Origin of the sequence: Nocardia salmonicida, from assembly GCF_036142455.1 — a bacterium.
GTDB lineage: Bacteria > Actinomycetota > Actinomycetes > Mycobacteriales > Mycobacteriaceae > Nocardia > Nocardia salmonicida.
This window is the reverse complement of sequence record NZ_CP108014.1, coordinates 212,487-226,839: the sequence shown is the minus strand read 5'-3', so window position 1 is coordinate 226,839 and position 14,353 is coordinate 212,487. Positions and strand designations below refer to the sequence as shown.

The following is a 14,353-nucleotide window of genomic DNA, read 5'->3' as shown; positions in this document are numbered from 1 at the left end:
GCGAGGTCGACCGGTGACGGCCCGGTGCTGAGCTGGGCCGCGCTGTAGTCGGTGCCGCCGAAGTCGGCGTCTTCGGGGTCGAGGTCGCCGGGGCCCGTGTCGCTCACTTGGCGCTCAGCTCCGCCAGGCGGGCGCCGATGCGCGTGACTTCGGCCGCGGCCACATCACGTCGCCCGGTGATCTTGTCGACCACGGGCTGCGGCGCCTTGGCCAGGAAGGCCTCGTTGCCGAGTTTCGCGGTGGTGGTGTCGAGATCCTTCTGCGCGGCCGCGAGGTCCTTCTCCAGCCTGCGGCGCTCGGCGTCGAGGTCGATCGCGCCGGAGGTGTCGAGCTGCACGGTGACGGTCGCGTTGGACAGCCGGACCTGCACTTCGGCGGTGGTGGCGAAGTCCTCGCCCGGTTCGGTGAGACGGGCCAGGTTGGCCACCGAGTCGGCGAACGCGCCGAGCCCGGCCTCGTCGATCCCGACGAGGGTGGCCTTCACCTTCTGCTTGTCGGCCAGCCCCTGATCGCCGCGGAACCGGCGGATCTCGGTGATCAGCCGCTGCGTATCGGCCACGCGCTGGGCCGCGACCTCGTCTGCCGCGACGCCGCCGGCCTGCGGCCACGGGGCGATCACCAACGATTCGCCGCCGGTGAGCGCCTTCCACAGCGTCTCGGTGACGAACGGGATCACCGGGTGCAGCAGGCGCAGCACCGCGTCGAGCACACTGCCGAGCACCACCGCGGTGCTCTCGGCGCGTGCGTCGGACTCGGCGAACTGCACCTTGGACAGCTCCAGGTACCAGTCGCACAGCTCGTCCCACGCGAAGTGGTAGAGCGCCTCGCACGCCTTTCCGAATTCGTAGGCGTCGAAGGCGGTGTCGACCTCGGCGCGCACCGCGTCGAGCCGGTCGATGATCCAGCGGTCGGCGTCGGTGAGGGTCTCGCGCGGGGGCACCTCGCCGGTGCGCGCGCCGTTCATCAGCGCGAACTTGGTGGCGTTGAACAGCTTGGTGACGAAGCTGCGCGAGGCCAGCGCGTGCGCGTCGCCGACGGACAGATCGCCGCCGGGCTGGGCGCCGCGGGCCAGGGTGAAGCGCAGCGCGTCGGCGCCGTAGGAGTTGATCCAGTCGAGCGGGTCGATGCCGTTGCCGCGCGACTTCGACATCTTCTTGCCGTACTGGTCGCGGATCAGGCCGTGCAGGAACACGTCTTCGAACGGCACCTGCTTCTGGCCGCCCTTACCGGCGGGCCCACCCGTCGCCCGGCCACCGCCCCTCACGGAATCGCTCCGCGATGCTGTGATCGCGGGATCGTCGCTGACGTACATGCCGAACATCATCATCCGGGCCACCCAGAAGAACAGGATGTCGTAACCGGTGACGAGCACGCTGGTGGGATAGAACTTCGACAGCTCGGGGGTCGAGTCGGGCCAGCCCATCGTGGAGAACGGCCACAGACCCGAGGAGAACCAGGTGTCGAGCACGTCGGGGTCCTGCACCCAGCCCTCCGGCGCTTCCTCGCCGGGGCCCAGGCACACGATCTCGCCTTCGGGGCCGTACCAGATCGGGATGCGGTGACCCCACCACAGCTGCCGCGAGATGCACCAGTCGTGCATGTTGTCGACCCAGTCGAACCAGCGCGGTTCCTGGCTGGCCGGGTGGATCTTCACATCGCCTTCGCGCACGGCGTCGCCGGCGGCCTTGGCCAGGGTGTCGACCTTGACCCACCACTGCATCGACAGGCGCGGCTCGATCGGCTCGCCGGAGCGCTCCGAGTGACCGACCTGGTGCTTGTAGGGGAACTTGCGGCCGACGATGCGCCCTTCGGCCTCGAGACGCTCGCGGATCTTCACGCGAGCCTCGAAGCGGTCCATGCCGTCGAATTCGGTTCCGCTGTCGGCGATCCGGCCGGTCTTGTCCATGATCGTCGGCATCGGCAGGCCGTGGCGCAGGCCGAGTTCGAAGTCGTTGGGGTCGTGGGCAGGGGTGATCTTCACTGCGCCGGAACCGAATTCGGGGTCGACGTAGTCGTCGGCGACGATCGGGATCTGGCGACCGGTGATCGGGTGGTAGAGCGTGGTGCCGATCAGCGCCTTGTACCGCTCGTCGTCCGGGTGGACCGCGACGGCGGTGTCACCGAGCATCGTCTCCACGCGGGTGGTGGCCACGATCACGTGCGGTTCGTCGTCGTTCAGCGAGCCGAACCGCATGCTCACGAGCTCGCCGTCGACCTCCTTGTGGTCCACCTCGAGGTCGGAGATGCCGGTCTGCAGCACCGGCGACCAGTTCACCAGGCGCTCGGCGCGGTAGATCAGGCCCGAGTCGTAGAGCCGCTTGAAGATCGTCTGCACGGCGCGCGAGAGGCCGTCGTCCATGGTGAAGCGGTCGCGGCTCCAGTCGACGCCGTCACCGAGGCGACGCATCTGCCCCTGGATCTGCCCGCCGGATTCGCGCTTCCAGTCCCACACCTTGTCGACGAACAGCTCACGCCCGAAGTCCTCCTTGGACTTCCCGTCGACGGCGAGCTGCTTCTCCACCACCGTCTGCGTGGCGATACCCGCGTGGTCCATGCCGGGCAGCCACAGCACCTCGTAGCCCTGCATCCGCTTGCGGCGGGTGAGCAGGTCCATGATCGTGTGGTCGAGCGCGTGGCCCATGTGCAAGGTGCCGGTGACGTTCGGCGGCGGCAGCACGATCGAGTACGGCGGTTTGCCGGAGGAGGCGTCGGCGGCGAAGTACCCGGCGTTTACCCAGCCCTCGTACAGGTCGGCCTCTACCTCGCTGGGGTTCCAGCTCTTGGGCAGGGCATCGGCACGATTACGCGAGTTGTCAGGGGCTGCGCTGGTCACGTCCCAATCCTAAGGGGAGCGGCAACCAGCTTTTTCCCCGCCTACCCGAGGACAAAAAAAGACGGAATCTTCGGTGGATGAGGGACACCGAAGACTCCGCCTACAGCCCTGATCCTACCGGCGATCAACCCCGCCGAGCAGAATCCATATGCAATTCTCAGCTTCTGCACCGCGCGGGTCGGCAAGGCTTGTGACGCGCCACTACGACACGCGGAAACCCTTGTCCCCCAAGCCTCGAACCCGAAATATCCGGGTAACCACGGATTGCCGTTTTGTCCGTTTTACCGGACCCTGGAGAGGGTGACGCCCCCGCTCGATTCCTCGTCCCCCGTTTCCCCGTCGGCGCCGAAGATCATCACCCCGCTCGCACTGGTGGACCTGCGCGCGAGCGAGGTCGAAGAACTGCGCTACCCCGATACCACCGTGCTGGTCTTCGCCGGCGTGCCGGGCGCGGGAAAGTCCACCGCACTACACCGCTTCTTCGGCGCGGGCCCCGACGCCGAACATCCGGTGCGCACCGCGTCCGGCGCCCTGGTGCTCGACTCGAACCACACTCGCAATCGTCTGCGCCACCGATTGGGCTGGGCGCCGTATCCCCTGTGGCGCCCGCTGGTCCACCTCGCGCACTACCGCGCGATCCGCGACGCGATCCGCGCCGGTGACGGACCGGTCGCCATCCACGACTGCGCGACCTTCCGCTGGAGCCGTCGCCTGATCACCCGCTGGGCCGCGCAGGGCCGCCGCGAATTGCACATGGTGCTCATCGACGTGCCCCCGGAGCAGGCCAGATCCGGTCAGATCAGCCGAGGGAGAAGCGTCAACAGCGTTGCCTTCACCGGGCACTGCCGCCGCTGGGAAACGATGATGGATTCCCTCGGCGCCCGCAGCGCCACCCTCGCGCCGGACCCACAACCGCTGTCCTCGACATCGGTGGTGATCATCGACCGCCCGACGCTGCACGCCGTGTCCCGCATCGCCTTCGACGCGGTCTGATCAGGGCACCAGCAGGCTCAGCGCCCCCGGCATCGCCTGCACCGTCACCGGCAGCATCCCGGCGGGCTCACCGTCGGCCGTCGCGTACCCGCCCTCGGCGCCGACCGTGATCCGCCGGGCCCGATACCGCTTCGTCGCGGGATGGTCGATCCGTTTGCCCGCCGACAACGCGGGCAGCAGCCGCGCCATCTCCAGCCGCGACACCGCACCGACCACGGTGATGTCGAGATAGCCGTCGTCGGCGAGTGCTTCCGGACACACCAGCATCCCGCCGCCGTAGGTGCGGGTGTTGCCGATCGGCGCCATCACCGCGTCGGTGAGGATCACCACATGCGAGTCGGGTGGATTGTCGAGCGCACCGGGCGCGAGGCCGGACAATTCGATCCGGAACGGCAGTGTGTAGCCGCGCATGAGTTCGACGACAGCGGCGGCGGTGTAGCGCAGGGGTCCGCGGGGGTAGCGCATCTTGTTGGCGCGCAGGGTGACTCGTGCGTCGAACCCGGTGCCGACCACGGTCGCGAACCAACTGGGTGTGGCGTCCGGCGATTCGATCCGCCCCAGATCGATGGTCCGAACTCGACCACCCAGCACGATCTCGACGGCCGCCCTCGGGTCTCCGGTCGGTATGCCGAATTCGCGTGCCAGGTCGTTCCCGGTGCCCGCGGGCACCAGTCCGAGCGGCACCCCGCTGTGCGCGAGCGCCGCCAGCAGCACGTTCATCAGACCGTCACCACCGACGCAGATCACCGCGTCCGGCCGGTCCTGGCCCGCGACGAGCGTCCTGACCTGCGTCACCGACTCGTCCGCGCTCGGCGCCCGTACCTCCACCACCTCGACACCGCGGGCCAGTAGTTCGGCCAGCACCGTCTCGGCGACACCGTCGCCGCGGCCCGCCCCGGAATGCGGGTTCGTGACAACCACCACCCGCCGCACCGACTGTTCGCTCACGGCACCAGCTTCCCAGGGTTGAGCACTCCGGTGGGGTCGAGTTCGCGCTTCACCGCGCGCAACACCCGAACTCCCAGGTCACCGATTTCGGCGCCCATCCACGGACGGTGGTCGGCGCCGACGGCGTGGTGGTGGGTGATGGTGCCGCCAGCGGCGACCATCGCGTCGCTCGCGGCGGATTTGGCGATGCGCCACTGCGCGATCGGATCGTCGAGCTGTTTGGCCACGACGGTGAAGTACAGCGACGCCCCGGTCGGATAGGTGTGCGAGATATGGCACATGACCAGCGCGGGTGTGCCCTGCGAACCCAGCGCGTCCATCAGCGCGCCGGTGACCTTCACCTTGAGATTGGCCAGATTGGCCCAGCTGGTGGCGGTTTCGAGGGTCTCGCACAACACACCGACATCGAGCAGCGCGTCACGCATGTAGGGCGCGGCGAACCGACCGTGCTCCCACTGCCGTGCCGGTGCCTCGCCGAGCGCGGTGCCACCCGAGGCCGCGAGCAAGGCACTCGCTTCCGCCGATCGGGCGGCGACGTGGGCCCGGCTGCCCTCGAAAGTGGTGATGGCGAGACAACCCGAGACCGGGTTGCCGCCGACATCGGCGGAACGCGCGAGGTTCAGGCCCGTCTCGGCCTCGTCGGACAAGCGCATCACCGTCGGCGCGGCGCCTGCCTGCACCACCGTGCGCAACGCGGCGGCTCCGGTGGCGAAGTCGGGGAACGACCAGGCCTGGTAGCCGACGGTTTCCGGCACGGGATGTACCCGCAAGGTGACCGAGGTGATGATGCCGAGTGCGCCCTCCGACCCGACGAACAACTCGCGCAGGTCGGGTCCGGCCGCCGACGCCGGGGCGCGACCGAGGTCGAGGGTGCCCTGCGGGGTCGCGATCACCAGGCGTTCGACCATGTCGTCGAACCGGCCGTAGCCCGCCGACGCCTGACCCGACGACCTGGTCGCGGCGAACCCGCCGATGCTGGCGAATTCGAAGCTCTGCGGAAAGTGCCCGAGCGAGAGCCCGTGCGCGCCGAGCAACTCCTCGGCCTGCGGCCCGGTGAGCCCGGCGCCGAGGGTGGCGGTGCCGCTGGCCGGATCGATCGCGGTGAGTGTGTCGAGCCTGCGCAGATCGAGCGCGATCACGGTGTCGAACTGTCCGCGCACCGGATCCACGCCGCCGACCACGCTGGTTCCACCGCCGAACGGCACGACCGCGATGCCGTGTTCGGCGCAGTACCCGAGCAGCGCGAGAACCTGTGGGTGGTCGGCGGGGAAGACGACAGCGTCGGGAGCGTCCTGCGGTGTGCTCGCGCGGCGGCGCAGCAGGTCGGGGGTGCTCTTGCCGCCGGCGTGCCGGAGCCGGTCGATGTCATCGGTAGTGAGATATTCGTCACCGACGATCCCGGTCAGGCCCGCCCGATCGGCGTCCGTGAGCGTGGTGGGGATCAGCGGCACCTCGTTCTCGCCACGGCGCGTGACCGGCTCACCCGAGATCCCGAACACCTGCGCCAGCAGGCCACGGATCTGCGCTGACAGCGGCTGATGACCGGCGGCGACGCCCCAGGCGTCCCACACCATGTTCGGCGCCAGGGTGGCAGACCCGGATTGTTCGCGTTGCGTCTCGACCATGCGTTACATAATGACATATAGTGTCAAGAAGTAACCAACGATATGTCCCAGAGTCGACATCCGTACCGCTGTCGGATGTCACTACCGGCCATTCACGACGGCAACCCCGCTGGTCCGCTCGATACCCTTGGGCGATTCCAGCCCGACCACGGCGCTTTCAGTCCCCGGCGCCACCGAACACACCGGCGGTGAAGCACGATGATCGATCTCGCGACCCACGCTGACCAGCTTTCGCCCACAGACGTGGCGATTCTCGATGCCACGCGGGCCTGCGTCGTCGATTTCGGCGTGCGCCGGACCACGCTCACCGAGGTGGCGCGGCGGGCCGGCGTGAGCAGGCCGACGGTCTATCGGCGCTGGCCCGACACCGGGTCGCTGATCGCCGAGCTGCTGGTCCGTGAACTGCGCACGATCGTCGCCGAGACCATGCCCGACACCGGCCTCGGCCGGGATCGGCTGGTCCACGGCATCGTGTCGGGTGCGGCGGCGATTCGGTCGAACGCGGTGTTCGCCAAGATCTTCCGCACCGACACCGACCTGATGCTCACCTATGTGTTCGGCCGGTTGGGCCGCAATCAGCGCACGCTGATCGGGCTGTTCGCGACCGTGATCAAGCTCGGCCACCGCGACGGGTCGATCCGGGCGGGTGATGCCGAGCACATGGCCACCATGCTGCTGCTCATCACCCAGTCCGCGGTGCAGTCGGCGGGCACGGTGGAGTCGTTGCTGGCCGGTGCGGAGTTCGACGCCGAATTGTCCAGGGCTATCGAGGGTTACCTGCTCCCGCTACCCGACAAGGACCCAGATGTCTGCTGACTCCCCCTCTTCCGGCGCCACCCTGAACGCGGCGCGACGCACCACCGACCTCACCGCGCTCGGCGAGAATCCCGAGGTCGACGTGGTGGTGATCGGCGGCGGCGTGACCGGAACCGGCGTCGCCCTCGACGCCGCCGCGCGCGGTCTGCGCACCATCCTGGTGGAGCGCAACGACTTCGCGTTCGGCACCAGCCGCTGGAGTTCGAAGCTGGTGCACGGCGGGCTGCGGTATCTGGCGAGCGGACGGGTCGGGATCGCGCACGAGAGCGCGGTCGAACGCGGCATCCTGTTGCGCACCACCGCACCGCATCTGGTGCGCCCGCTCCCCCAGCTCGTTCCGCTGCTGCCCGGCATCAAGCTGGCCCAGAGTTCGCTCATCCGCGCGGGGTTCGCCGCGGGCGACGCGCTGCGGATCGCGGCGCACACCTCCGTCGACACGTTGCCGCGCTCGCGCCGGGTGGCCGCCGCCGAGGCATTGCGCCTGGCGCCCACCGTCCGGCGCGACGGGCTGCGCGGCGGCTTGCAGGCGTGGGACGGTCAGCTCGTCGACGATGCCCGCTTGGTCGTCGCCCTGGCTCGCACCGCGGCCTCGGCAGGCGCGACGGTTCTCACCCGCGTGGAAGCCGTCACCGCCACCGGTGATTCGGTCCAGCTGCGCGACACCCTCTCCGGCGAGACCCTGGCCGTGCGGGCGCGCGCGGTCGTGAACGCCACCGGCGTGTGGGCGGGCGAGGTCGACCACAGCATCGAGCTGCGGCCGAGCCGTGGCACCCACCTCGTCTTCGACGCCGCGGCCTTCGGTGGACTCAGTGCCGCGCTGACGGTGCCGGTACCGGGCAGCATCAGCCGGTTCGTCTTCGCGCTGCCCGCCGCGCACGGCCGCGTCTACCTGGGCCTCACCGACGAAGACGCGCCAGGCCCGATCCCCGACGAGCCCCAGCCCACCGAGACCGAGATCGACTTCCTGCTCGACACCATCAATACGGCCCTGCGGGAACCGTTGACGCGCTCCGATATCCGCGGCAAGTTCGCCGGCCTGCGCCCACTGCTCAAAACCGCCGACGACAGCACCGCCGACATCTCCCGCGAGCACGCGGTCCTCACCGCCCCGGACGGTCTGATCACCGTCGTCGGCGGCAAGCTCACCACGTACCGCCAGATGGCCCAGGACGCGGTCGACGCGGCGGTGGCGCAGTCAGCGCTCACGGCCGGTCCCTGCCGCACCACCCAGTTCCCCCTCGTCGGCGCGGTGTCCGGAGCCGCCCGCGACCGCATCGACGCCCCGCCGGTCCTCATCGAGCGCTACGGCAGCGAAGCGAGCCGCATCGTCTCCGCCTGGCTCGCCGATCCCGCCCTCGCCGCACCGGTCGCCCCCGGAATCGATGTCACCGCAGCCGAATTCGACTTCGCGATCACCCATGAGGCCGCCCTCACCATCGACGACCTCCTCGACCGCCGCACCCGCATCGGCCTGATCCCCACCGACCGTGAAGCCGCCGCACCCGCGGCCGAAGCCGCTTTCGCCAGACACGCCGCGATCACCCGCTGAGCCGCTGCGGGTCAGGCCGCGAGCGCCGTCAGTCGAATCTCCATGTCGCGAGCTCGGCCCGCATGCACGCGCGAGGCCATTCGTCGAGGCCATGGGCTATTTCGGTGGCACGGATCGCGCGCAGTCCCGGCGGCTCGTCCGCCACCGGGATGTAGGCGAAGCCGAGGCGTTCGTAATACGGCCCGTTCCAGGGGACTTCGGCGAACGTGGTGAGCGTGATCTCGTGGAGGTCGTGGTCTTTCGCCCACCGCACCGCGTGGTCGATCAGTCGCTTGCCGATCCGCGCGCCCGCGTGGGCCGGGTCGACGGAAACCTGGTCGATGTGGGGCTGACCGTCGACGAGACCGAGAACCAGGTAACCGACCGGGTGATCGTCGTCGTCCGGCCACACCCACGCGCGCCCCTCGACGACGAAGGCCCACAACACTTCCCACGACGGCGGGTCGTCCTCGGCGATCGCGATCATGCCCACCTCGCCGAACGGCGCGCCCGCCCGTCGCTCGATCTCCTGCAGGTCCGCGATCTCCTCCTCGCGCGCGAGCCGAGCAGGTCCACCGGCCACCGGGGTGGCGACGATCCCGTTGAGCAGCGTGCGCAGAGCCCAGCGCGCCCGGACGTCACCGGCGGGGTGGGTGGCGGGCTCCACCGACTCGGCCGCGATGTGCCGGTAGATCAGATCGACGGCCCAGGTGGCAGTCGCGGGGGTGAGCCCCCCTTCGCGCAGGAGGGCGCGCAACTGTTCGATCAAGTCGAGGGCGTGCTCGGTGGTCGGGAAGCGACCGAAGGTGACGAGCGCGAGACCGTCGTGGCGGCCGAGAGCCTCGATCGCGTTTTCGACCAACTGGGTCACCCGCGCACGCCAGTCACCCTCGGTGGGCACCCGGACCTGGGACAGGACGTGATCGAGCATGGCGGTCAGCAGGTCGTCGCGATGGGCGACGTAGACATAGAGCGACGCGGCGCCGGTGTCGAGTTCCTTGGCGACCCTGCGCATGGTGAGCGCGGTCGAACCTTCGGTGTCGAGGATGCGCAATCCGGTCTCGATGACGAGATCGCGGCTCAAGGGCACTTTCGCCGGTCGGGCCCGGCGGCTGACGGGTACGGCGTTCATGCGCCGATCCTACGCGTCCGACGAACACCGTTTGACACGAACGCTGTTCGAAGTTCGGCTTCGGGCCTTATCCCCGGGCGTCGGGCCATCTATGCTGGCGGCGGAGAGTTAGGTCGCGGTCTGACGCACAGGGGGGTCGGCCGAGGCGGCGGTACAAGCCAGTCCGACAAGGAGGCGTTGATGCACGCGCATTCGTCCACCGTGGCCATCGTGCCGGGGACCGGGATCGTCGCCAGATTCGGCGATGTCGTCGTCTATCTGGCCGGGGAGACGCCGTCGACCGATCGGTTACTCGGCGCGGTGGAAACCGTCGCCAACAACACCGCGGCGAGCGCGCCCGGTGCGGCCTTGGCACAGCGGCTGGCGGGCGTGGTGTTCGGCGGAGCTTCTGCCCCACCACCTTTCGGCGTGCTCGCCCCGACGGCCGACGGCATGCTGATCCTGTTGCGCGGCGCGGTGATCGCCGAGATCTCCGGCGCGGAGGGCAACCGCCGCCTCGCCGGCGACCGGGCCTTCACCTGGGTCGACGAGATCATCCGCGAACCGGTCCGACGGATCGCGGTGGGCGCCGAGCTGGCCGACCCCACCAGCGCCAATCCACGCACCGACCTGCGCGCCGGCATCGTCACCGGCAACGGTTTCGTACTCAACCTCGGCCGACGTCGCAATCCCCCGCCTCGCCGGGTCGAATCCGTCGACGAACCCGCACCCACCGAGGCCACCGGCTTCCAAGCCCTTCGCGCCCCGACCTCGCGACCCACCGACGCCGGCGACGCGCTCCCGGCCACCGCCGGATTTCCGGCACCGACACCCGACAAGCCCGCGACCTCGGGTTTCCAGCCCGATGCGGGCCGACCCGACAGCGAAACGGTGAGCACGGGCAGCCGACCGAGCACCGGCGACGGTGCCACCGTGAGCACCGGCCCGCGCAACTCCCCCAATGCCGACGCGCCCCGCGCGTGGTCCCAACCACTCGAAGCCGCCAAGCGCGCCGAACCGGTCGCGCTGAGCAAAGGCACGGCGCCCCACAGCAGTTCGCGTGGCGCACTGGTCACCGAAGAAGGGCTGAGCTACCCCTTGGACCGGCCCTATGTCCTCGGCCGCAATCCCTCGGGGGAAGAATCGGTACGCGCTTCCGCGGCGACGCCGATCCTGATCGAGCGCGATCGGCTCGTCTCGCGGGTCCATGCCTTCGTCGCCCCCGACCGTGGCAAGGTGTTCGTCCGCGAGGCCCCCGCGACCTCCGGAACGTTCTTCGCCGCCCCCGACAGCGAACGCTGGTCGCGCGTCGGCACCCTCCCGATCGAATTGCAACCGGGATGGCGCCTGCGGATCAACGACTTCCTGCTGACCTATTGCGTGTAATTCACTTGTTCCAGATCACTCACAGACCATCCCGACGCCCGTGCATCCAGCACCACGGGCGTCGGATCGCTAATCGGCTCAGGCCTCGAGGGCGTCGAGCAGGGCCGCGCGCTGACGAGCACCGAGGCCACCGATACGACGATCTTCGGGAATCTCGGCCTGATCCATCAGCTTGGCGGCCTTGACCGGACCAACGCCCGGCAGTGCCTTGATCACGGCAGCGACCTTGGTCTTTTTCACCAGGTCATCGCTGTCGGCTTTCTTGAGCAGATCGGCGACGGTGACCTTGCCCTCCTTCACCTTGCCGATCAGTTCCGAGCGCGCCTTGCGCACGGCAGCCGCTTTGGCCAACGCCTCGGTGCGCTGTTCGGCGGTCATCGTAGGCAGTGCCATGTCTCCTCCGCTTCCACTCGTCACTCGAACATCTGATTGACGGACCGAGTAAACAGCACGAAATCGGCAGCACCAGTCCGACACACCGCGAGGATACGCCGATGAGTTTTGCGTGCCGAACACGTCGTAATCGATGAAGGCCCTGCAAGCCGGACCAAACGGACGAAAAGACCGACCGGTTCAGGCCGGAGTAACACCCCGATGACCAGCAACGACACATCATCAGAAGCACTTTTACGGGATCAAGGTTCAACGGCGAACCACGGAGGATCAACGAAGCTCCTCGGCCCCGGGCGCGACCGATTCTCGAACGGTCGTCACCGTCTCCCGTACCGCTCCGTCAACAGCTACACAGTTGTGCGCCAGACATTTTCAGCGCCTTCGGACCGAGTAATTCGGGCCCACGGGTGTTCTCCCCCCGCTCGATGCGCAACAATGACGCGACCCGGCGAACCCTTTTGCTACCTGGAGTTGCGATGCGCGAGGAACACCCGCTCGATCACGAGGTCACCGCACTGCCTGTGCGGGTGGAACGGGCCAGGCGCCGCATCGCCTATCAGTCCGATCCGGCCCTGACCGACGCGCTGTCCGAAGACGAGTTGAGCGCCGAGCGCGAACTCGCCGAGAAGATCCGTACCTACGAGCGCGACCAGCGCTGGAAACAGATCAAGGCCGCCTCCTCGCACGCTGACCGCCTGCGGGACACCACCGCGGAGCTGGAGCGCGCCGAGATGTCGGACCTGATGCTGGCCCGCAAGGCCATCGCCGCGCAACGCCGCGAGTCCAACCCACGCGCTCGCCTCGCCTCGCTCTATCAGCACCGCACCTGGTCGCTGCGGGCCCTGGCAGGCGTGGTGATCACGGGCATGCTGTGGTCGGCGGTGAACGTCCAGCACAACATCGCCCCTGGCGGTCCCACCGATCCGCTCTACTGGGCCAGTTTCGGCCTGGAGGCGATGATCAGCGTGTGCCTGATCATCATCATGATCGGCACCACGCGCGTGGCCGAGTGGGGCGTGATGGGCAATCGCAACCAGGTGCTGATCGCCGAGCTGTTCCTGCTCACGCTGACCATCGCCCTCAACACCTATCCACACCTGAGCGCACAGCACTGGTACGACGCCGCTGTGCACGCGGTGGCCCCGGTGATGATCGGTGTCGCGCTACTCATCCACAATGCCGCCAGCGCCCGCTACAGCACCGCGATCGTCCGTGCCAGCGCGGAGATCCCGGCAGACGAGGCCGACAATCTCCTGTCCGCGCCGAGCATGGGTAACCCGGCCGCCACCTAGCATCCATCGACACACAGCGAAGGGCCCCTCCGGATCAGATCCGAAGGGGCCCTTTGCCGTTGGTTTGTTACGCCGACTTCTCGCGACGCTCGGGGCGCTGCGCCTTACGCGGCACGATCGTCGGGAGGACGTTGTGCACGACGGTGTCGGCGTTCACGACCACCTTGGCGACGTCGTCGCGGCCGGGGATGTCGTACATCACCGGCAGCAGGACCTCTTCCATGATGGCGCGAAGGCCGCGAGCACCGGTGCCGCGCAGGATCGCCTGATCGGCGATCGCCTCGAGGGCGTCGGTGGTGAACTCGAGGTCGACGCCGTCCATCTCGAACAGGCGAACGTACTGCTTGACCAGTGCGTTCTTCGGCTCGGAGAGAATAGTGACCAGCGATTCCTTGTCCAGGTTCGTCACCGAGGCGACGATGGGCAGGCGGCCGATGAACTCGGGGATCAGACCGAACTTGATCAGATCCTCCGGCATCACGTCGGCGAAGTGGTCATCGGTGTCGACCTCGGCCTTGGAGCGCACCTCGGCGCCGAAGCCGATGCCGCGGTGGCCGGTGCGGTCGGAGATGATCTTCTCCAGGCCCGCGAAGGCGCCCGCGACGATGAACAGCACGTTGGTGGTGTCGATCTGGATGAACTCCTGGTGCGGGTGCTTACGACCGCCCTGCGGCGGCACACTCGCCTGGGTGCCCTCCAGGATCTTCAGCAGCGCCTGCTGCACACCCTCGCCCGAGACATCGCGGGTGATCGACGGGTTCTCGCTCTTGCGGGCGATCTTGTCGACCTCGTCGATGTAGATGATGCCGGTCTCGGCGCGCTTGACGTCGTAGTCGGCGGCCTGGATCAGCTTCAGCAGGATGTTCTCGACGTCCTCACCGACATAGCCGGCCTCGGTGAGGGCGGTGGCGTCGGCGATGGCGAACGGCACGTTCAGCATCTTGGCCAGGGTCTGCGCGAGGTAGGTCTTGCCGCAACCGGTGGGGCCGAGCATCAAGATGTTCGACTTCATCAGTTCGACGGCCTCACCGCGGCTGTCGCGGCCCTTGTCGCCTGCCTGGATGCGCTTGTAGTGGTTGTAGACCGCGACGGCGAGGGTCCGCTTGGCGGTGTCCTGGCCGATCACGTAGTTCTCGAGGAAATCCCGAATCTCCGAAGGCTTGGGCAACTCGTCGAGCTTCACTTCGCTCGACTCGGCCAACTCTTCTTCGATGATCTCGTTGCACAGATCGATGCACTCGTCGCAGATATAAACCCCAGGGCCCGCGATGAGCTTCTTGACCTGCTTCTGGCTCTTTCCGCAGAACGAGCACTTCAGCAGATCGCCGCCGTCTCCGATGCGCGCCATCTCGTAGGTCCCTACTTCCTTGTCCGAGTGCGACCGTCGTCCCCCGATTGGGCCGGAAATACGTCTCGGTGCCGTCAATC

At 68.4% G+C, this 14,353-nt stretch carries 11 protein-coding genes; 5 read left to right on the top strand and 6 right to left on the bottom strand.

Going from position 1 to position 14,353, the window contains the following annotated elements:
• Positions 1-103: 103 nt before the first annotated feature.
• The gene (locus OHS03_RS01135) at positions 104-2,833 is read right to left on the bottom strand and encodes a valine--tRNA ligase (RefSeq protein ID WP_328660028.1); all 2,730 of its coding nucleotides are present in this window, start codon (positions 2,831-2,833) and stop codon (positions 104-106) included.
• 300 nt (positions 2,834-3,133) lie between these two features.
• On the opposite strand from OHS03_RS01135, the gene OHS03_RS01130 reads away from it, so the two are divergent.
• On the top strand, positions 3,134-3,826 hold the full coding sequence (locus OHS03_RS01130) for an AAA family ATPase (protein ID WP_328660026.1): 693 nt from the start codon (positions 3,134-3,136) through the stop codon (positions 3,824-3,826).
• On the opposite strand, the gene OHS03_RS01125 is transcribed toward OHS03_RS01130, so the two are convergent.
• Both OHS03_RS01125 and OHS03_RS01120 read right to left on the bottom strand, forming a co-directional pair.
• Positions 3,827-4,774, bottom strand: a complete 948-nt coding sequence (locus tag OHS03_RS01125; RefSeq protein WP_328660025.1) for a diacylglycerol kinase family protein — start codon at positions 4,772-4,774, stop codon at positions 3,827-3,829.
• Complete coding sequence (locus tag OHS03_RS01120) at positions 4,771-6,399, bottom strand: FAD-binding oxidoreductase (protein ID WP_328660023.1); 1,629 nt, start codon at positions 6,397-6,399, stop codon at positions 4,771-4,773. The genes OHS03_RS01125 and OHS03_RS01120 overlap by 4 nt, the downstream gene beginning before the upstream one ends.
• A 198-nt stretch (positions 6,400-6,597) precedes the next feature.
• Here OHS03_RS01120 and OHS03_RS01115 point away from each other — a divergent pair, with 198 nt between their 5' ends.
• Positions 6,598-7,215 carry a TetR/AcrR family transcriptional regulator gene (locus tag OHS03_RS01115; RefSeq protein WP_301905451.1) on the top strand — a complete coding sequence of 206 codons (618 nt, stop codon included), beginning with the start codon at positions 6,598-6,600 and terminating at the stop codon, positions 7,213-7,215.
• Positions 7,205-8,764, top strand: a complete 1,560-nt coding sequence (locus tag OHS03_RS01110; protein ID WP_056821511.1) for a glycerol-3-phosphate dehydrogenase/oxidase — start codon at positions 7,205-7,207, stop codon at positions 8,762-8,764. Before OHS03_RS01115 ends, OHS03_RS01110 begins: the two co-directional genes overlap by 11 nt.
• Before the next feature lie 28 nt (positions 8,765-8,792).
• Here the strand turns inward: OHS03_RS01110 and OHS03_RS01105 are convergent, their stop codons facing one another.
• Positions 8,793-9,875 (bottom strand): GNAT family N-acetyltransferase, encoded by a 1,083-nt coding sequence (locus OHS03_RS01105; RefSeq protein WP_328660021.1) that lies wholly within the window; start codon positions 9,873-9,875, stop codon positions 8,793-8,795.
• Positions 9,876-10,055: 180 nt separating this feature from the next.
• On the opposite strand from OHS03_RS01105, the gene OHS03_RS01100 reads away from it, so the two are divergent.
• Positions 10,056-11,240: an FHA domain-containing protein gene (locus tag OHS03_RS01100; RefSeq protein ID WP_328660019.1), complete on the top strand. Its 1,185-nt coding sequence runs from the start codon at positions 10,056-10,058 to the stop codon at positions 11,238-11,240.
• Positions 11,241-11,318: 78 nt separating this feature from the next.
• Here the strand turns inward: OHS03_RS01100 and mihF are convergent, their stop codons facing one another.
• Complete coding sequence (gene mihF / locus OHS03_RS01095) at positions 11,319-11,633, bottom strand: integration host factor, actinobacterial type (RefSeq protein WP_019045768.1); 315 nt, start codon at positions 11,631-11,633, stop codon at positions 11,319-11,321.
• Positions 11,634-12,109: 476 nt separating this feature from the next.
• Between mihF and OHS03_RS01090 the strand changes: the two genes are divergently transcribed.
• Complete coding sequence (locus tag OHS03_RS01090; RefSeq protein WP_056821515.1) at positions 12,110-12,925, top strand: hypothetical protein; 816 nt, start codon at positions 12,110-12,112, stop codon at positions 12,923-12,925.
• A gap of 67 nt (positions 12,926-12,992) precedes the next feature.
• Here OHS03_RS01090 and clpX read toward each other — a convergent pair whose 3' ends face one another.
• Positions 12,993-14,273, bottom strand: a complete 1,281-nt coding sequence (gene clpX, locus OHS03_RS01085; protein ID WP_056821517.1) for an ATP-dependent Clp protease ATP-binding subunit ClpX — start codon at positions 14,271-14,273, stop codon at positions 12,993-12,995.
• Positions 14,274-14,353: the final 80 nt, after the last annotated feature.

Coding starts and splice junctions, on each gene's coding strand:
- OHS03_RS01110 (WP_056821511.1), top strand. CDS start 7,205: ATGTCTGCTGACTCCCCCTCTTCCGGCGCCACCCTGAACGCGGCGCGA.
- OHS03_RS01090 (WP_056821515.1), top strand. CDS start 12,110: ATGCGCGAGGAACACCCGCTCGATCACGAGGTCACCGCACTGCCTGTG.
- OHS03_RS01105 (WP_328660021.1), bottom strand. CDS start 9,875: ATGAACGCCGTACCCGTCAGCCGCCGGGCCCGACCGGCGAAAGTGCCC.
- OHS03_RS01100 (WP_328660019.1), top strand. CDS start 10,056: ATGCACGCGCATTCGTCCACCGTGGCCATCGTGCCGGGGACCGGGATC.
- OHS03_RS01115 (WP_301905451.1), top strand. CDS start 6,598: ATGATCGATCTCGCGACCCACGCTGACCAGCTTTCGCCCACAGACGTG.
- OHS03_RS01120 (WP_328660023.1), bottom strand. CDS start 6,399: ATGGTCGAGACGCAACGCGAACAATCCGGGTCTGCCACCCTGGCGCCG.
- mihF (WP_019045768.1), bottom strand. CDS start 11,633: ATGGCACTGCCTACGATGACCGCCGAACAGCGCACCGAGGCGTTGGCC.
- clpX (WP_056821517.1), bottom strand. CDS start 14,273: ATGGCGCGCATCGGAGACGGCGGCGATCTGCTGAAGTGCTCGTTCTGC.